At 36.1% G+C, this 19,416-nt stretch carries 12 protein-coding genes and 1 tRNA gene; 5 read left to right on the top strand and 8 right to left on the bottom strand.

Annotation, left to right across the window (positions count from 1 at the left end):
• Window positions 1-2: 2 nt before the first annotated feature.
• From LY01_RS01620 to LY01_RS01595, 6 genes are all read right to left on the bottom strand, one after another.
• Window positions 3-2,348 carry a transglycosylase domain-containing protein gene (locus tag LY01_RS01620; protein ID WP_104514062.1) on the bottom strand — a complete coding sequence of 782 codons (2,346 nt, stop codon included), beginning with the start codon at window positions 2,346-2,348 and terminating at the stop codon, window positions 3-5.
• On the bottom strand, window positions 2,335-2,829 hold the full coding sequence (locus LY01_RS01615) for a gliding motility lipoprotein GldH (protein ID WP_104514061.1): 495 nt from the start codon (window positions 2,827-2,829) through the stop codon (window positions 2,335-2,337). The genes LY01_RS01620 and LY01_RS01615 overlap by 14 nt, the downstream gene beginning before the upstream one ends.
• A complete protein-coding gene (locus LY01_RS01610) occupies window positions 2,829-4,268 on the bottom strand; it encodes a PSP1 domain-containing protein (protein ID WP_104514060.1) in 1,440 nt (479 codons plus the stop codon). Before LY01_RS01610 ends, LY01_RS01615 begins: the two co-directional genes overlap by 1 nt.
• A 193-nt stretch (window positions 4,269-4,461) precedes the next feature.
• A tRNA-Asn gene (locus LY01_RS01605) sits at window positions 4,462-4,535 on the bottom strand.
• Between the two features lie 108 nt (window positions 4,536-4,643).
• Window positions 4,644-5,984, bottom strand: coding sequence for an RIP metalloprotease RseP (gene rseP / locus LY01_RS01600; protein WP_104514710.1), 1,341 nt, complete (start codon window positions 5,982-5,984; stop codon window positions 4,644-4,646).
• A 102-nt stretch (window positions 5,985-6,086) separates the two neighbouring features.
• Complete coding sequence (locus tag LY01_RS01595; RefSeq protein ID WP_104514059.1) at window positions 6,087-8,033, bottom strand: M1 family aminopeptidase; 1,947 nt, start codon at window positions 8,031-8,033, stop codon at window positions 6,087-6,089.
• 84 nt (window positions 8,034-8,117) lie between these two features.
• Between LY01_RS01595 and LY01_RS01590 the strand changes: the two genes are divergently transcribed.
• Both LY01_RS01590 and LY01_RS01585 read left to right on the top strand, forming a co-directional pair.
• Window positions 8,118-8,801 (top strand): SCO family protein, encoded by a 684-nt coding sequence (locus LY01_RS01590; protein WP_104514058.1) that lies wholly within the window; start codon window positions 8,118-8,120, stop codon window positions 8,799-8,801.
• 109 nt (window positions 8,802-8,910) lie between these two features.
• Window positions 8,911-9,843 (top strand): DUF3078 domain-containing protein, encoded by a 933-nt coding sequence (locus tag LY01_RS01585; RefSeq protein WP_104514057.1) that lies wholly within the window; start codon window positions 8,911-8,913, stop codon window positions 9,841-9,843.
• A 78-nt stretch (window positions 9,844-9,921) separates the two neighbouring features.
• On the opposite strand, the gene LY01_RS01580 is transcribed toward LY01_RS01585, so the two are convergent.
• Window positions 9,922-12,333, bottom strand: a complete 2,412-nt coding sequence (locus LY01_RS01580; RefSeq protein ID WP_104514056.1) for an outer membrane beta-barrel family protein — start codon at window positions 12,331-12,333, stop codon at window positions 9,922-9,924.
• Window positions 12,334-12,424: 91 nt separating this feature from the next.
• On the opposite strand from LY01_RS01580, the gene lepA reads away from it, so the two are divergent.
• Window positions 12,425-14,224 carry a translation elongation factor 4 gene (gene lepA, locus LY01_RS01575; RefSeq protein ID WP_104514055.1) on the top strand — a complete coding sequence of 600 codons (1,800 nt, stop codon included), beginning with the start codon at window positions 12,425-12,427 and terminating at the stop codon, window positions 14,222-14,224.
• Window positions 14,225-14,322: 98 nt separating this feature from the next.
• Here lepA and LY01_RS01570 read toward each other — a convergent pair whose 3' ends face one another.
• Entirely contained in the window at window positions 14,323-16,179 is a 1,857-nt protein-coding gene (locus tag LY01_RS01570) for a cation:proton antiporter (RefSeq protein ID WP_104514054.1), read from the bottom strand.
• 122 nt (window positions 16,180-16,301) lie between these two features.
• On the opposite strand from LY01_RS01570, the gene LY01_RS01565 reads away from it, so the two are divergent.
• Together LY01_RS01565 and LY01_RS01560 are read left to right on the top strand one after the other, a co-directional pair.
• Window positions 16,302-17,150: a universal stress protein gene (locus tag LY01_RS01565; RefSeq protein ID WP_104514053.1), complete on the top strand. Its 849-nt coding sequence runs from the start codon at window positions 16,302-16,304 to the stop codon at window positions 17,148-17,150.
• Window positions 17,147-19,363, top strand: a complete 2,217-nt coding sequence (locus LY01_RS01560) for a SulP family inorganic anion transporter (RefSeq protein ID WP_104514052.1) — start codon at window positions 17,147-17,149, stop codon at window positions 19,361-19,363. The genes LY01_RS01565 and LY01_RS01560 overlap by 4 nt, the downstream gene beginning before the upstream one ends.
• Window positions 19,364-19,416 lie beyond the last annotated feature (53 nt).

The raw sequence follows: 19,416 nt of genomic DNA, 5'->3' as shown, positions 1-19,416 counted from the left end.
ATTTACATGTCAAATTCTCTAGAGTCGTCATCTTCACTACCACCTAAAGGAGAGCTGTTCTGAGTCTTTTCATACTCATCACAATCGGTCTCAATAGATAGGTCTTCTGGTTTTTTGAAAGGCGCTTTTGAAACATCAATGGTCTCGTCTGCATAAAGGCGTTTCATATAACTACCCCATATAGGTAATGCCATGGTAGCACCCTGACCGTATTTAGTAGATTTAAAGTGAATAGATTTACCATCTCCACCTACCCAAACACCAGTTACTAGGTTAGGAACCATTCCCATAAACCATCCATCAGAATTGTTTTGAGTCGTTCCTGTTTTACCAGCAATGTCGTTTTTAAAATCATATGGATAATCTGTGATTACCTCTTTATAGAAACTGTTTTTAGTTGCCCAGCTACCTCTTAATTTAGCTCCACTACCTATTCTAGTTACACCTTCCATAAGATTTACCGTAACATAGGCGGTCTCCGGATTCATTACATCTTTACTCTCTGGCATGTATTGATAAAGAATTGTACCGTTCTTATCTTCTATGCTCGTTACTAGAACTGGTTTATTATAAATTCCACCATTTGCATAAACACCATAAGCACCTACCATTTCATACAGGTTTACATCTGCAGTACCTAATGCTAGAGAAGGGACAACGTCCATACCGTCTGTATTTATACCTAGTTGTGCTGCGCGATCTAGTACAGCCTGTGGGCCTACTTCATCCATAAGTCTAGCAGAGATTGTATTCTTTGATTTTGCTAGTGCTTCTTTTAACGTCATCATGTTACCATAATCACCGTTAGAATCCTTAGGTGTCCAGTCTTTTGTATTACCATGTTTACCTGCAGGTATGGTGTACTCTCCATCAGATAATGTTTTACATGGACTATAATGTAAAAGATCAATTGCCGTAGAATATAAGAATGGTTTAAAAGTAGAACCAGCCTGGTGTGTACCTTGCTCTACGTTATCATATTTAAAATGTTTGTGATTAATACCACCTACCCACGCTTTTACATGACCTGTTTGTGGTTCTAATGACATAAGACCTGTATGTAAAAACTTCTTGTAGTAACGTATGGAATCCATAGGAGTCATTACAGTATCACGCTCGCGGCCTTTTGCTTTCCAGTCAAAGATGGTCATGTCTGTCTTTTCATTGAAGCTTTTGATAATGTCTTTTTCGGCAATACCTTTTTTCTTCATTTCTCTCCATCTTTCCGACCTTTTCATAGCAGACTGTAATCTGATTTCTATTTGGTTATCTGTAAGATCTGTAAAAGGTGCTGTCTTGTTACGTGTCTGTTGATGGTCAAACTCTGTCTGTAAACGTTCCATGTGTGCATAAACAGCTTCTTCGGCCATTTTTTGCATGCGGTGATCTATGGTCACGTTAATCTTTAATCCGTCGTTGTAGAGGTTAAAAGGTTTGTCAGTTTCTGGATTAATGTTATCCTTTGCCCAGGTTTTTAACCAGTCACGTAAATGTTCACGGAAATAAGTTCCCATACCATCATTATGTCCTTCTGGATTGTAGTCTAAAACGATAGGTAAGGCTGTAAGACTATCTTTTACCTCTTCTGTCATTTTACCATTACGTACCATCTGGAAAAACACCTGATTACGACGGTTAAAAGATTTTTCTTTTGAGATTTCTCTATGCGGATTAAACTGTCTAGGATTTTTAAGCATAGCTACTAAAACCGCACTTTCTGAAACAGTAAGTGAATCAGGTTCCTTACCAAAGTAGATATTAGACGCACTACGTATACCTATAGCTTGCTTTAAGAAATCAAACTCATTAAGGTATTGAGTAATAATTTCTTCTTTAGTATATTGTTTCTCAAGTCTAGAGGTGATTATCCACTCGCGTAATTTTTGGATTAATCGTTCTAGCTTGTTGCTACTAGCTTGTTCTGTAAAATAGAGTTTTGCCAGTTGTTGTGTTATGGTACTTGCACCACCTTTACTCCCTAAAAAGGCCGCGGCTCTAGCAGTCCCATAACCGTCTATACCACTGTGATCCCAGAAACGCTCGTCTTCTGTTGAGACTAGTGCGTCTATAAGGTTTTGAGGTAAATCGTCAAATTTTACAGGTTTACGGTTATCGTTATAAAAACTACCTAATGTTTTACCATCTACAGTTACTATCTCGGTAGCTAGTTCTGTTTGTGGGTTTTCTAGGGCTGTGTGATCTGGTAAATCACCGAATACTTCCCATGCTGCTAGTAAGAACATAAGGACTACAAGCCCTATTCCTACTGCATAAATTTTCCAGAAAAGAGAAATGTTCTTTTTCTTGTCTGCTTTTTCTTGGGCTATTTGTGCTTTAGTTGCTGCCATCTTGCACTTGTTTTTCTATACTATATCCTACTTCAAGAATCCCTTTTAATTGGGTGTCTCCTTTTACTTCTCCTGTTTTTCTCATTGCGTGTTTAAGTGCTAGTTGGTATGTTCCGCTTTCGCGAAAGCGTACCCCTTCACGTAACCATAATTTATTTTCATAGATGTCATTTGATCCTGTGCCTAAAAAACTACCATCTGGTGCCGCCATTTCATACTGTAATGTATCTGTAACGATTTTTCCATGAGGAAATTTTATCTGTGAGATCAACCAGAGGTTATTATACTCATATTCATGCGTGTTGCGCAGGTTCAAATATAGATTATAGACCGTAGTTGTGTCTTGCGGTGTAATGTTAAAAGTTGCTGTGTCATTAATGTCCCATCCAGAAGGTGGTAGACTTTCATAATTTGCATCTACTAACAAGTCGTCACAAGAGACTATCGTTAATGTTATTAAAAGGCATATTAATACTCTCACTAATCTTCTTTTTTAGGCGGTTTACTATCGTTGTTTTTGTTACGATTACGGCTTTTATTACGGTTATTTCTAGGCTTATTAGGCTTTGTTTCACCTGTGGCATTGTCACTTGCCGGTTTTGGTTTATTAGTGTTTCTATTTGCGCTAGCAGGTTTTTTAGTATTAGGCTTGTTGTTGTTGTTGTTGTTGTTGTTAGTTTTAGCCTTAGGTGTTCGGTTGTTTTGTTTAGGTCTAGGTTTACGAGCAGGCTGTCCTTCTTTAGGTGAAGCAGCAGTTGCTGTTGTTGTTTTATTTTGAGGTTTTGCAGGTCTACGTTTCTTGTTGCGTTTGTTGCGAGATTTTGATTTTGACTTAGGTTGATCAAAACGTGTTAAACTATCCTGACCTACTACGTTTTCAAAACTAACTTCTTCCTCTACTATTAATTCGCTCGCATATTCTTCAATGCTAGCAACTGTTTCTTTAGCCTTGTTTTTTGATACTATTTCATGAACTTGCTCTGTAGTAAGAGTATGCCAGCTCATCCAGTCACCTTCATAACAATACCACATTAGGCCTTTAAATATGTCTACTTTTTGACATACGGCGGTTCCTTTTTCGGTATAAAGTTTTTGATTTTGTTTAGGAAACGTACTTAGTGCGTCCATGTAAGAATCCAGCTCGTAATTAAGACAGCATTTTAATTTTCCACACTGTCCCGCTAGTTTCTGTGGGTTTAATGATAAGTTTTGATAACGAGCAGCACCTGTAGTTACAGATCTAAAATCTGTTAACCATGTACTACAACACAATTCACGACCACACGATCCTATACCGCCTAAACGAGCAGCTTCCTGACGCAGCCCTATCTGACGCATTTCTATTCTAGTCTTGAATTCTGAAGCGTATTCTCTAATTAATTCTCTGAAATCTACGCGATCATCGGCAGTGTAGTAGAAGGTTGCTTTAGAACCATCACCTTGAAATTCTATGTCAGAGATCTTCATTTTAAGTTGAAGACGTATCGCTATCTGTCTAGCGCGTACTTTCATAGGTTCTTCTTTCTCGCGAGCAGTCACCCATTTTTCAACATCTTTTTCATTTGCGATGCGGTAAACTTTTGGAATTTCTCCATTTATTTTAATGCGTTTGCGTTTCATTTGTACACGCACTAACTCACCAGTTATGGTTACTATTCCTATATCGTGACCACTTTGAGTCTCGGTAGCAACTATGTCGCCTATTTTAAGCTGAAGACCTTCTGAATTATGAAAGAATTCTTTTCTGCTATTTTTAAAACGTACTTCCACATATGGGAAAGCTTTTTGACCATCGGGCAGCTCCATGTTTGCTAGCCAGTCAAAAACCGTTAATTTATTACATCCACTTGTACCACAGGTTCCATGATTTTTACATCCACCAGGCGTACCACCACCAGTTCCACAACTATTACAGCTCATTCTTGTATTCTCTATATATTGAAATTGAAACGATTAACTCGCACAATTGATTTCTTTACTCGAATCGTAAATATAACAATTAAAAGTGTGGGATATTGTTAGTAGTCGGGCGTAAAATCTAGAAGAAGAAGGAGAGAAGATTACTACAGGTGTTAAAATGAAAAATCCCAACCATTGCTGATTGGGATTTTTGCTCCTCCTCTTGGGCTCGAACCAAGGACCCTCTGATTAACAGTCAGATGCTCTAACCAACTGAGCTAAGGAGGACTGTGATATACACAAACTCAAGCTATTTGCTTAAGCGATGGCAAATTTAGTATGTTTTTTATATTTGACAAACTTTTAAACTAAAAAATTTGATATTTTTTAAAACTTTTATCCAAACAGTGCCTTAAAGAGGTCATTTCCATTTGCATAGAGCATTAAAGAAAGTAAAATAACGATACCTATAATTTGCGCTTTTTCTAAAAACTTGTCTCCAGGCTTGCGTCCAGTGATAATTTCATACAGTAAAAACATCACGTGACCACCGTCTAAAGCTGGAATAGGTAGTATGTTCATGATAGCGAGAATAAAAGATATAAACGCTGTCGTGCCCCAAAAAGCCGACCAATCAAATGTGTCCGGATATAATTTTGCAATAGTTCCAAAACCACCTAGCTGGCTCGCTCCTTTTTTAGTGAAAACATATTTAAACTGCACAACGTAATCGTGCATGGTCATGTAACCTTTTGAAATACCAGCAGAAATACTTTCACTGAATGAATACTTCTTTCTTGTTACAGATGCATAGTCCTTGTCTGTAGAAGGTTTAGTGAATCCTAGAATTTTAGGTTCTTCAACAGTTTTGGTAAAAAAGATAAAGCTCTTAACTTCTTTAGTTGTGAAGATTACTTCTTTGTCATAAGTTTTACCTTCATATTCCCATACTACATGAAAAGGTTCATGATTCTTTACTTTGTGGTTTATTGCATAGGTGTAATCTGTGTTATAATTGATAGGGAATCCAGCAACAGATTTAATAGTTGCTCCAGTTTTTATACCTATACTATCTGCTTTTGTGCCTGCAGCAACTTCACCTACTTTAAATGGGTATCTCGCTTCTAGAGAACTAGGGACTCCTGCTTGGAACATCCTGCTACCTATATCTTCAGGAATAGTAACATCTACTTTTTTACCATCTCTTATTACAGTAACGGTAGAGATGTCTCTAAAAATAAGCATATGGTTAAATGATGGAGCATATTCTATAGTGTCATTGTCTGCAAGAAGTACTTTATCACCTTGTTTAAAACCTATATCTTCTAGTGTTTCTGGAAAACCAAAACCGTATTTATAATCTTCACCTTGTGCTTCATTTGTACCGTTAAAAGCTATTAAACAGATGTAGATCACAAAACCTACCACCACATTTACAAATACACCACCTAACATGATTATTAATCGTTGCCATGCTGGCTTAGATCTAAATTCCCACTCTTTAGGCTCCTGAGCCATTTGCTCCTTGTCCATGCTCTCATCTATCATTCCTGATATTTTTACATAACCACCTAGAGGTAACCAGCCTATCCCATAAACAGTTTCTCCTATTTTCTTTTTAAATAGTGAGTACTTGATGTCAAAGAATAAGTAAAATTTTTCTACTCGTGTTTTAAATAGTCTAGCAGGTATAAAGTGTCCCAACTCGTGTAAAACGATGAGAAGGGAAAGACTCATTAAAAAGTTTATAATAAGAACAACCGTAGGGTGCATATAATTTTAATTTTAGACCAGCAAAAATAGGTCATTCATAACAGTCCACATAATGCAGTTATAGATTTAGCGTACAAGTAGTTTCTCTATGGTTGTACCTCTTTCTGTAGTTAGATTTAGAAAATATATCCCACTGTTTTGTGGCGCTTTAAAAGTGAGAGAAGGATTATTAAGCAGCTGTTTTTTATAATCGATAATCATTCTTCCATGTAGATCATAGATTTTAAGGGCTGTAAAATCTTCTTGAATGCCTATAATTTGAAAGGTGGAAGAAGTTGGGTTGGGGTAGAGTTGGTATTCCGCTTTCGCGAAAGCGGTATCTAAACCTAGTGTAGCAGTATTGTTCTTACTTATGGTATCAACATCTGGATCTATTTCTATAGAACTAACCACAAATGGTACGCGTATTCTCTTATTTTGAGTCAGACTATTGACCAGAATGGTGTCCCATTGTACTTCTCCGGCGGCACCTATTATTTTAATAGGCAACTGCATTTCAAATAGACTTACGGAAGGATGAGTAGGTGTTTGAATGTAATTTATAGAGATACCATTCGGTATATCTATCCAGTTTATGTTGTGCTGTGGGTAGCCCTCGCCATAAATCCAATCGTTGAAAAATTCGTCTAGATTTTGTCCACTAGTTGTTTCTGCTATTGATTTAAATTGTGGGGTTTTGGCATAGTTGTAAGCGAGTTGCGAGTCGTTAAGATAATTTTGGAGTGTTTGTTCAAAATCAGCATCACCTAATTTTTTGCGTAGCATGTGTAAAACCATACCGCCTTTATTATAAGATAAGTTACCATTAAAAACACGGCCTACACTTAAGGTATCTGTCGCTGGCACATAAACACTGCCGTCCAAGTCTGTAGTTGCTCTGTTGTTTGCATTAACGCGCCATGATTTAAACGCGTCGTTACCATCTAGATGCTCTACTGTCATTCCTGTAGAGTAAGTGGCAAAACTTTCATTGAGCCATATGTCTTGCCAGCTGCCACAGGTTACTTTATTACCAAACCACTGGTGGGCTAGTTCGTGAGCGATTAAACCACGACTAAAGTTACCCATAAAACTAATAGTCGTATGCTCCATACCACCACCCCAACCGAATTGTGCATGCCCGTATTTTTCATCTCTAAAAGGATAAGGGCCAAAGGTGTTTTCAAAAAAGTTCATAATAGGAACCGTCACTGCGGTGCTCGATTGTGCGCTGACTAGATTTTCTGGATACACATAGTTATCTATAGGAAAAGCCGTTGCACCGCTGCCTACCATCTCGGTATATTTAGAATAATTTGTTACTGCGATAGCTATTAAATAGGCAGGTATAGGGTGATTGTGTTGCCATTTAAAAGTTTTACCTGTAGGCGTTATACTTTCTGAAGTCATTAGACCATTAGAAATACCAGTGTTGCCGGTCGGTACATTTAAAATTACATCTGTCTGGTCTATTTTATCATTAAGATCTTGTTTACATGGCCACCATGCTTTTGCTCCATAAGGCTCAGAAAGTGTCCATATAATACCGGCGTTATTATGCGTAGTCTGTGCAAAACTACCGAAACCGCTTGCTATAGGATTGCCGCTGTAAGTAACACTCAGACTATCTAAAACACTGTTGTTTTGAATCGCAGGAAGATCAATTACTAGTTCATCATTGCCATTATTTATAAAATTAAGCGCAGTACCTCGTTGAGTTACATGACTTACAATCATATTAGACGCTAGATCAAAAACGACCTGATCCATATCACCTACCGCAGTAAAATGTGACGTTACTGTACCAGAAATTACAGCAACATCTGGGTCTACATCTAGTTCTAATCGTACATATTTGAGGTCGTAATTTGAGGTTCGTCCATTTATTACCCTATTTCCTGAGTTGAATAATGTAGATTTTAAGAGGCAGGCTTCAACACCTTCTTGAGATGTCGTGATTTGTGCTTGTGACTGTTCCGCTTTCGCGAAAGCGAGAACTAAAACTATCAAATACATTATTTTAAAATTCTTCATCAAGTTGGAATTTCTAGTAAGGAAAGTTGTTAAACAGTCACCAATAGGATTATTAGGTTGTAATTTTGTAAAAAAGTATCACAAATGCTTCAATTTCTTAGTAAAAATAAATGGCGCATCTTATTTATGGCTATTTTATGTGGTGGAATAATGGCCTCTTTTCAATACGCCTTAACACCAGATAAGACCTTACCTATATTACAGCCAGATAAATTTGATCCTACTCTGGTAGATGATTCTATGCTTTTTGTAAAGAAGTATCACAAGATAGCTCCTTTTCAATTAGTGAATCAGAATGGTGATACCATTACAGATAAGGATTATGATAATAAAATTTATGTATCAGATTTTTTCTTTACTACCTGTCCTACTATTTGTCCTGTGATGACTAAGAACATGACGCTAGTACAAGAAGAATTTAAGAACGATCCTGATGTGATGATTCTTTCTCACAGTGTAACTCCAGAAATAGATAGTGTAGAGGTTCTTAAAAAGTATGCTGTTAAAAAAGGAGTGATGGATTCTAAATGGAATCTCGTTACTGGTGATCGCAAGCAAATTTATGATCTAGCTCGTAAATCTTACCTCGCTGCAAAGGAGAATAAATACGGTGGTGACTATGCGCTTATCCATACAGAAAACTTTCTTCTAGTAGATAAAGAAGGTAGATTAAGAGGTCGTTCTTATGACGGTACGAGTGAAGAAGATGTATTAAAACTTATTGAAGACATCTATATTTTAAAAAGTACGTATGTTAAAGATCGTTAATTATCCTTAAAAAGTGCGTTTAATCGTATTTTTAGTTTTCCTGCAAAGATGTTTTAAGTGATTAGGTTAGGGTATTGCTATTTTTGCAGTAATTATAACAATAGTTACTATGAAAAAAATATTATTATCTCTAGTGCTTTTATTTACAGTGAGCACTGCAATTGCCCAAACTGAGGCCGAATTAAAGGCATTGAAAAAGGTAAAACAAGATTCAATTGCTCAAATTCAATCTAGAGTAAATGCTATTCAAGGAAAAATAGATGCTCTTCCAGGATGGAAAAAAGGTGCTTTTGGTACTTTGGGTGTTAACCTATCTAGTTTTGATAACTGGTACTCTCAAGGTAGTGCAAACGTATCTGCTGGAAATATAGGTCTTACTGCAAACGCATTTGCAAACTTAAAGCAACCTAAATACTTCTGGAGAAATTCATTAAACATCAACCTAGGTTGGGTAAAATTTGACGATAAAGATGATCCTACTGATGATGATAGTTTCCAAGAGGCAACAGATGTTTTTAATATCTCTTCTCTTTATGGTTATAAATTAACTGAGAAAATTGCTGTATCAACACTAGCTGAATACCGTACTACTATCTTAAGTAACTTTAATGACCCAGGTTACCTAGACGTAGGTGTAGGCGCGACATGGACTCCTACAGATAATCTTGTAGTAGTAGTGCACCCATTAAACTACAACTTCGTATTTGCTAAGAATGACGCAGTTTTTGAATCTTCTCTAGGTGCAAAAGTAGTTGCAGATTATACTCGTAGTATTGGTAAAGTAAGTTTTAAATCTAATTTATCTGCTTTCTATAGCTATGAAGACAGCGACCTTTCTAATTATACTTGGATCAACTCATTCGGTTACACATTATGGAAAAACATAGGTGTAGGTTTTGAATTTGGTTTAAGAGGTAATAAGCAAGAAGCTTTAAACTTTGCTAACGATAACCTAGCGGTAGGTGCTACTCCATTAGATTTTGATACAGTAGATAACAAGTTACAGTCTTACTACTTAGTAGGTCTTAACTACAAGTTCTAAAACAATATATTTCTTTTACTTAAAAAGGCTTTCCAGAAATGGAAAGCCTTTTTTATTTTGAACAAGATTTATAGTTATTTATAAACCTACTTCTTTTTTAGTTGTACGATTCTGTTCTTCTGGAGTGGTTACTTCATTGTTTTCTAGTCTAAAGTTACCAAAGTTATAAGTGAAGCCCACGCTTATGGTTCTAGTTTCTGGTAGTGCTAGGTAATAATTGTCTTGGTTTAAATAACGTGTAGTAAGTCTTTGATTTTGGGTTTTAAAGATGTCGTTAACTGCAAGAGTTAATTGCGCTCTTCTATTCCATAAGCTTTTATTAAAACTGATGCTAGTCGGGAATGAGCCACCCCATTCATAAGTACCGAATAGAAGACTGGAGATATAAGACGCTTCTATGTCCATGGATAAAGTTCTATTATCTGCTAGATTGATTCTATTAAAAGAACTTAAATATAAACCTGTGGTAGATGTTTTCACATCCACATTACCAGATTGTACTGCTCTAGTTTCATTTTCCATATAGAACAAGCTACTGCTTAGTCCTGTATACCAGCTGTCATTTATGTATCTATAGGTTGCTGCATCTATACTATACTGCAATTCATAATTTAGATTTATGCTTTGCGAGTTTAACTGGTTATTACTGTTATTTTGAAAAGGCACCTCACTTAGCACATCTTTTGTGTATAGAAAATAAGCATCTACAAACCACGTGTTTTTATGATTCCAGCTTAAAGTATATTTATTATTAAAAGCAGGCTGTAGATTTGGGTTTCCTGTGCTGAAGTTAAAGTCATTTATAAAAGAGCTAAAAGGATTTAAGTCAGCATATCTAGGTCTGTCTATGGTTCTTTTATAACTTAGGGTATAGGAGTTATTCTCATTTGCCTGATTAGTTATAGCTAGATTAGGGAAAAACTCTAGGTATTCCTGTGTGTTAACCTGTCCTAGAGATTGAGAATCGCCTTCTACGTCTGTCTGTTCTGCACGCAATCCAGCTGCAATAGACCATTTCTCCCAATTACGCTCTATTTGTGCATATGCAGCATAAATGCTCTCGTCATATAAAAACAAATCAGAGAAGGCTGGGTTAAGTGTACTGCCACTATCAGTGTCAAAAAAGTTCTGTGAACTTGTAGATGTTACATTAGAAAATTTAAGTCCTGAACTTAACTGGTAGTTGCCTATACTCGTGTTGTAATCTAATTTTGCGGTGTAGATATCTATTTCTTGAAAAGCATCTGTTAAAAAACTATTAGTACCTGTAGTAGTTTGGCTAGTATCAAAGAAAGTCGAAGTAAGGTTTTGTACCTGATCACTATCGGTAAAGATGTAATTACCTTCTAGGTTTAATGTTGCACCTTTATCATTAAGAACATGTTGCCATTGTGCATTTACAAAACCGTTAGTTCTGTTTTTCTCAAAATCAGAATCGGTATTAAAGCCAGAAAAAGTAGTGGCGCCTTCTTGTAGGATAAAAGTTTCATTTTGATAACTGGCATCATTATTTTCATTACTGCTGTAATTACCAGAAAAGCTCAATGAATTTTTTTCATTTACTGTTATGTCTACGATCGTATTAAAATTATGAGAGGCACTGCGTTCTATTTTTTCTAACTCAGTAAAACGTCTTTCAGACCTACTTCCATCAGGATTAAAGAAACCTATTTGTGAGTCGTCAAATTTAAAATCCTTCCTAGGGTTGTAGTTGTAGTTAGCATAAACATTTAACCAGTTATTCTTATAGAAGTGAGAGGTTCCTATCTGGTATTTAGTAAAAGTACCTTGAGTCCATTTTCCACTTACGTTTCCTTTATAGCCTAGAGAGATACCTTTTGAGGTGTTGATATTAATGACGGCAGCACCTTCTGCATCATAACTAGCAGGTGGATTTGTGATAACCTCTACACTCTTTATGTTATCAGCACTATAACCACGTAATAATGCATCTAGCTCTTCATTAGTTAAATACACACGCTTGTTGTTAATATAAATTACAGCAGGAGAGTTTTGAACCATGTAAGTTCCTTCCATCTCAAATATACCAGGTGTCTTTTTTAAAAGGTTTTGAGTATTACCAACGCTTAAAATGGTGTTCTCAACATTAAAAACCAGTCGGTCTGCTTTTTTATCGATAGTAGGTTTTGCAGCTGTTAATACTACTGCGTCTAGCTGTGCTGTGTCTTCTTCTAAGATAAATTCTCCTAACGATTCATTAGTTGTTATGTTTAGCTTTCGCGAAAGCGGTACATATCCAACTGAAGAAAACTGAAATGTATAAGTGCCTTGTTCAAAATTATTAAATTTAAAAACTCCTTTTTCATTTGCCGAGGTGGCTTTATGAAAAACACTGTCAGGCATTTTAAATGTAACTACAGTTGCATAAGGTATTCCTACTTTATTTTTACTGTTTACAGTACCTGTAAGATTAGTTTGTGCAGTCGTACTATATACTATAAGAAAGGTGAGAAAAGGTAGGTGTTTCATTTTGAGCGGTTAATGGTTAGCTAAAATACCAAAGATCAAGAAAACTTAAGGACATCTTTTAGATTATATTTGCACCCTATTGTAAAGGACTATGAAGAATATACGTAATTTTTGTATCATCGCACATATTGATCACGGTAAAAGTACACTGGCAGACAGGCTTTTAGATGCTACACAAACAGTTACTAAGAGAGAATCTCAGGCGCAACTGTTAGATAATATGGATCTAGAGCGTGAGCGTGGGATAACTATTAAATCACATGCTATACAAATGGATTATACGGCGCCAGACGGTGAGCAGTACATCCTTAACCTAATAGACACGCCTGGTCACGTAGACTTTTCTTATGAAGTGTCTCGTTCTATCGCTGCCTGTGAAGGAGCGTTGTTAATAGTAGATGCAGCACAAAGTATACAAGCACAAACTATTTCTAATCTTTATCTAGCACTAGAAAATGATTTAGAAATTATACCTGTTTTAAATAAAGTAGATCTTCCTAGTGCAAATCCAGAAGAGGTTACAGATGATATCGTAGATCTTTTAGGTTGTGATCCTAGTGAGGTGATACCGGCTAGTGCAAAAACAGGATTAGGTATTCAAGATATTTTAGATGCTATTATAGAAAGAGTCCCTGCACCTGTTGGAGATCCTGATGAGCCATTACAGGCACTTGTTTTTGACTCACAGTACAATCAGTTCCGTGGAGTTGAGACTATTTTTAGAGTTATAAACGGTTCTATTAAAAAAGGGCAGCATATTAAATTTGTAGCCACTGGCGAGAGTTATTATGCAGATGAAATAGGAACCTTGAAACTAAATCAAGTTCCTAAAAAAGAAATAAAAGCTGGTGATGTTGGGTATCTAATTACAGGTATTAAAGAAGCCAAAGAAGTAAAAGTAGGTGACACGATCACAGATCATGCTAAGCCTACTACAAACCCTATAGGCGGTTTTGAAGATGTGAAACCTATGGTTTTTGCAGGTATTTACCCTGTTGATACTGAAGATTATGAAGACTTGCGTTCTAGTATGGAAAAACTACAACTGAATGATGCTTCATTGGTATTTCAGGCAGAGAGTAGTGCGGCATTAGGTTTTGGTTTCCGTTGTGGGTTCTTAGGAATGTTACACTTAGAGATTATTCAAGAACGTCTAGAACGCGAGTTCGACATGACGGTAATTACTACAGTGCCTAACGTTTCTTACCACGCATATACTCATAAGAATCCAGACGAGATTCTTATTGTAAACAACCCTTCTGACTTACCAGAGCCTTCTAGTCTTAATAGAGTAGAAGAGCCTTATATAAAAGCAACTATTATTACAAAATCTGATTTTGTAGGTAATGTAATGTCACTTTGTATAGAAAAACGTGGTGTGGTAACTAATCAAACTTACCTTACTACAGAGCGTGTAGAAATGACTTTTGACATGCCACTAGCAGAGATTGTTTTTGATTTCTATGACAGACTTAAGACTGTTTCTAAAGGTTATGCATCATTTGATTATGCTCCTTTAGGAATGCGTGAATCTAAATTAGTACGTGTAGATATTTTATTAAATGCACAGACAGTAGATGCCTTAAGTGCCTTAATTCACTTTGATAATGCATATACCATAGGTAAGAAAATGGTAGAAAAATTACGTGAGTTAATACCACGTCAACAATTTGATATTCCTGTACAAGCAGCTATCGGTGCAAAAATCATTGCTCGTGAAACGATTAAAGCATTGCGTAAAGATGTAACTGCAAAATGTTATGGTGGTGATATCTCTCGTAAACGTAAGCTTCTTGAAAAGCAAAAGAAAGGTAAGAAACGTATGCGTCAGGTAGGAAATGTAGAGATACCACAGCAAGCGTTTATGGCTGTTCTTAAATTAAATGATTAACTAGTAAGATTTTAGTCCTGCTTTATAAAAGTGTGCACAAATAAAAAACCCTCATCAGTTATGATGAGGGTTTTTGCTTTATGTAAGAAGAAGAGAAATTAATCTTGCTCTTCTTCCATAGTTACTTCTCCAGAGGCTTGTTCTACTATTTCTTTACCTATATAAGCAAGAATACTGCCTTCTTCTATTTCCATTTTACCTGACATCGATGGTACGATGTCTATGGCGTTATCGTGACGTATAAATAGAGGTACGATGTCTTCGTCAGTTTTTGTAATCTCTATAAGACCTTCAAAATGTTCCTGAGACTTAATTGTAATCTCATGAATTTTACCGTGGTGACGTGTAACTTCCATCATGTTTACATAGTCATCTGTAGCAGAAAATAAACCAGTGACTGGGTTCTTATTAGGATTGTTAATCTCGTTAGAATGTACCAGTCTATACGCTCCATTTTCTCCAAAACGTTTTTCAAATCGCTCGATAGCATAATCGTTAATTTGAGAGTTGCCAGTCAGTGCTAGTAAAAAGCCTATATTGTTAAATTCAATATCGTCTGATATGGAATCAGAGTAAATGTCTGCTGTAACAGCATCCAGTCCGCTTTCTTTGGCGATGCGTATATTGTTTGCATTGGTGTCTACTAATACGACACTGCGGCCGTGTTCCTTAAGGTATTTTGCAATGACTCTAGAGAATTTAGAGGCACCTACTATCATGATACCATTAGATTGTTTAAGGAAAACGCCTACTATTTTTGCAAACATTCTAGCCGTAGTAGCATTAAGTAATACGGTTCCTAACACGATCATGAATACTAGAGGAGTAATGTATTCTGCACCAGGTATTCCTTGAGAGACTAGCTTAGAACCAAAAAGTGATGCGATACCTGCGGCAACGATACCACGAGGTCCTACCCAAGAAATGAATAATTTTTCATTTAATTTAAGTCCACTATTTATCGAGCTAGCAAAAACCCCTAGTGGTCGTATGATAAATGCCATGATTGCAAATAATACGAGAGTTTCCCATCTGTAGATAAGATAAAGATCTTCCATATTTATGTTTGCAGCCAGTAATATAAATAGGATAGAGATTAAAAGAACACTTAGAGACTCTTTAAAATAAAGAAGTTCTTTAATGTTAGGTAAATTGATGTTTCCTAAAACCATTCCCATTACCACTACAGATAATAATCCAGATTCATGAGCAAAACTGTCGCTCAATACAAAGACTCCTAAAACGGCTGCCAGTGTAAAAACATTCAATAAATAATGTGGTATAAGTTTTTTCTTAATAGAAAAAGCAAGAGCATGGGCAAAAGAAAAACCAAAAGAAAAACCGAACAATACGATTTTACCAAATTCTTCTAAAGCCACTAGTGTAAACTCTCCGCCTGCACCAGCACTTATGAATTCAAATACCAATACGGCAAATAATGCACCTATAGGGTCAATAAGAATACCTTCCCATTTAAGGATGGAACTCACATCTTTTTTTAAAGGTATGTTACGTAATATAGGTGTGATAACCGTAGGCCCTGTAACGATTATCAATGCAGAGAATAGCAAAGAAATCTTCCATGTAAGACCAAATATATAATGTGCAGCAACTCCACCACCTACAAATGTGATGATAACAGCAACTGATATTAATTTACCGATAACTGGTCCGGTGTTAAGAATTTCATCTCTCTTTAAAGTTAATCCGCCCTCAAAAAGAATGATACTTATAGCCAGTGACACAAAGTAAAATAAACTGTCACCAGGGAATAGGCCATTTTCCCCATTCCACATAGGTTCGATAATTTTTGAAGCGTCTGCAGTGTAAAGCGACGCTATAGGCCCTACGAGTAGACCTATGATGATTAACGGTAATATAGCAGGGATTTTTAATCTCCATGCCATCCACTGTGCAAGTATTCCAAGTATAATAATTCCTGCTAGTTCTAGCATATTTTTAAATTTTCAGGAAAATTACAACCTTTTTTATCAGTTTTATAGCGGTTACGCTTTCGCGAAAGCGAAATAAGTAATAATTAAGCCTATATTTATGTTTTTTTAACAAATAATAGGCATTGAGTTACACCTCATTTAAAAATATAGCGATAGGAATCGCTTTTTCCCCTACACTAGAAGCAAACGTAAGCGAGGCTGCAAGATTAAGTTGCATGTTCGGTGCAAAGCTGTCTTTAATTCATGTGGGGCAGAGAAGTGATGAAAAAATAAGAACTATAGATCAATACATAGGTAATTGTGGACAGTCACAATTATCTTATGAAATTATCTTTAACGAGGGCGACCCTGTAGAGGTTATTTTAGAAACCGTTAAGGAGCATAAAATAGATTTGTTACTTCTGGGAGCATTAAAGCAAGAAAAATTTGTCAAGTTTTATTTAGGCTCTATAGCACGTAAACTTACTAGAAAAGCGACATGTTCTGTTTTAATGATGACTAATCCTAGTGTGATAAGAAAACCATGCAAACACATGGTGGTAAATGGTCTCAAGGATGCGCACACAGAGCATACCATAGAAACTGCTTTTTATGTTGCACATAGTTTAGGAAGCAATCAACTGACCATTGTGGAAGAGATAGAACAAGAAAAGGTTTCTATAAAAATTGACGACGATCAAAGTTTACGTAAAGCAAACTTGCTGAAAGAGAAACTTAAACGACAAGAAGAATTACGTGTTCAAGGTATATTGAACCATATACCTAGCGAAGAAAAGAAAGATATTCAGGTAAGTACGCAACCTATCTTTGGACAGCGTGGTTATTCTATAGGTCATTATGCTCAAATAGTAAGAGCAGATTTACTGGTCATGAACGCGCCTAAAAAGTCTAGTTTTTTAGATCGGTTTTTCCCACATGATCTAGAGCATATTTTAAATGAACTGCCTACTGATGTACTTATAGTAAGATGACGAAGAAGAAAACAGACATCAAAGGGTTTTTTAAAGCATTACCCAAAAATATTTTTAGTGGTTTTGTGGTTAGTCTTATCGCGCTACCATTAGGACTAGGTCTGGCTATGGCTAGTGAGGCACCACCTATTGCTGGTGTTATTGCTGCTGTGGTAGGTGGAGTTTTAGTCTCTATTCTAGGTGGTAGTAATGTCACTATCTCTGGTCCTGGTAATGGGCTAGTGGGTGTCATATTAGTCGCGGTTGCGACATTAGGTTTAAATGGTACCTATGCTGCTATTATATGTTCTGGCGTGTTGTTAACCATACTGGGCTTTTTAAGAATGGGAAAACTAGCAGACTTTTTTCCATCTAGTGCTATTCAGGGAATGCTGGCTGCCATAGGCCTTATTATTTTAGGGAAGCAATTTCATATCATGATGGGTAATGAGATGAAGTTACCAGGTAGTATAGATTACCTACTTGCTATACCGTCTACTATAATAGGAGTCTTTTCTTATAACCATTCGGGCTTTACTTATGCCGCGATATCTGGGGTTATAGCACTAGCTATTATGGTGTTTTATCCTAAAATTAGAAATAAATACTTTCACTTAGTCCCAGCGCCTATGTGGATAGTTTTGATATCTATAGGAGTTAGTTACTTCTATGAATTAGTATTACAACAGCCGCATCCAGTAGATCCTAGATACATGATCTCAAATATTCCTACAGGCAGCCAGATTGTGTCTGACATACCTACTCCTAATTTTAATCTTGTTAACTCCATAGGTTTCTGGGGTAGTGTTCTTGCGATTACATTAATAGCTAGTATTGAGTCTTTGTTAAGTATTAAGGCAGTAGACCAGTTAGATCCAGAAAAAAGAAGGTCTAACGTAAATAGAGATCTTAAAGCACTAGGTCTTGCAACTATAGGTAGTGGTTTTTTAGGAGGTCTCAATGTCGTTACTGTAATAGCAAGAAGTTCTGTAAATGTGAATAATGGTGGTAGCAATCGATCTTCTAACTTTGCTCACGCTACTTTTCTAGTTGTTTTTATTCTTTTATTCAGTACGCAATTAACACGCATACCGTTGCCAGCTTTAATGGCCATTCTTGTGTATACAGGTTATAAACTGGCGTCTCCTAGTAACGTAGCAAAGATTTTTAAGATAGGAAAAGAGCAGCTTATAATCTTTTTCACCACATTATTAGTAACACTTTTCATTGGGTTAATTTCAGGAATTCTGGCAGGTGTTTTAATGACCTTTGTTATCCATGTAATATTAAATAAGGATCTGGAGCTTTTCATAAAAAACTGGCGCAAACCTAATGTGTTGATGTTTAAAGAGAAAAAAGGAGATCAGCATTATTATATTAATGTCAAGCATTTCTGTACTTTTTTAAACTTTTACAGACTTAAAGAAAAATTAAATGCCATTCCAGAGACAGAAGACGTTGTGGTAGATTTATCGTTATGTGAATTTGTCGATCACACAGTAATGGAAAATCTAAGTGCTTATCAAGATGTGTTTCATAAACGAGGTGGGCATCTAGAAATTATAGGGCTAGATCTACATGGCACAGATTCACAACATCCATTTGCATTGCGCAGGCTTATACCAGGTATACCTTTTATTACAGGTAACCTTACTAAAAGACAGACTACTTTAAAAGAAATTGCCCAAGACTATTCATTAGAGTATGAGGTGGATGTAAAGGGAAATACAGAGGTTTTAGATAATTTTAGATACTTCAAGACTAAAAAGATTGAAAAAATATACAATAGACTGTTCAATGAAGACAGTTCATTCTCCTTATTTGATATTCATTTTTCTGAAGGTGAATTTATAGCCAAAGAAGATGTGCGTACTACGATGTTACACATTAAACTAGAGCATGCTATTCCAGAATTTACCCTGGATAGAGAAGGTTTTATGGAGCGTCTATATGCTATTGCAGGATATGAAGATATACCTATTGATAACCATTCTGATTTTACAAAACGCTTTTACCTTATAGGGAAAAATCCTTATCAAGTTCAGGAATATTTTAATGACGATTTAGTGAAGTTCTTTGAATGTAATTCATATTATCATGTAGAATCTGACGGTGTTTCCTTATTAATTTTCAGGACACAACGTACTTCTGGGGTTAAAGAAATAAAGAAATTGATCGACTTTGGGAACCGACTTAGAAAAATCGTGGTTAAAGAAGCGCTAGTCGCTTATTAAAATGCTTATTTATTCTTAAAGACATTGTAAGCATGGTGCTACATTTTGTATTT

The sequence above is a fragment of the Nonlabens xylanidelens genome (assembly GCF_002934445.1).
GTDB lineage: Bacteria > Bacteroidota > Bacteroidia > Flavobacteriales > Flavobacteriaceae > Nonlabens > Nonlabens xylanidelens.
Note: the sequence above shows the minus strand (reverse complement) of the source record. Positions and strands in the feature narration are given on the sequence as shown.

Excerpts from the sequence above, each read along its gene's own strand:
- LY01_RS01620 (WP_104514062.1), bottom strand. The coding sequence starts at position 2,348 with ATGGCAGCAACTAAAGCACAAATAGCCCAAGAAAAAGCAGACAAGAAA.
- LY01_RS01610 (WP_104514060.1), bottom strand. The coding sequence starts at position 4,268 with ATGAGCTGTAATAGTTGTGGAACTGGTGGTGGTACGCCTGGTGGATGT.
- rseP (WP_104514710.1), bottom strand. The coding sequence starts at position 5,984 with ATGAGTCTTTCCCTTCTCATCGTTTTACACGAGTTGGGACACTTTATA.
- LY01_RS01595 (WP_104514059.1), bottom strand. The coding sequence starts at position 8,033 with ATGAAGAATTTTAAAATAATGTATTTGATAGTTTTAGTTCTCGCTTTC.
- LY01_RS01590 (WP_104514058.1), top strand. The coding sequence starts at position 8,118 with ATGCTTCAATTTCTTAGTAAAAATAAATGGCGCATCTTATTTATGGCT.
- LY01_RS01585 (WP_104514057.1), top strand. The coding sequence starts at position 8,911 with ATGAAAAAAATATTATTATCTCTAGTGCTTTTATTTACAGTGAGCACT.
- LY01_RS01580 (WP_104514056.1), bottom strand. The coding sequence starts at position 12,333 with ATGAAACACCTACCTTTTCTCACCTTTCTTATAGTATATAGTACGACT.
- lepA (WP_104514055.1), top strand. The coding sequence starts at position 12,425 with ATGAAGAATATACGTAATTTTTGTATCATCGCACATATTGATCACGGT.
- LY01_RS01570 (WP_104514054.1), bottom strand. The coding sequence starts at position 16,179 with ATGCTAGAACTAGCAGGAATTATTATACTTGGAATACTTGCACAGTGG.
- LY01_RS01560 (WP_104514052.1), top strand. The coding sequence starts at position 17,147 with ATGACGAAGAAGAAAACAGACATCAAAGGGTTTTTTAAAGCATTACCC.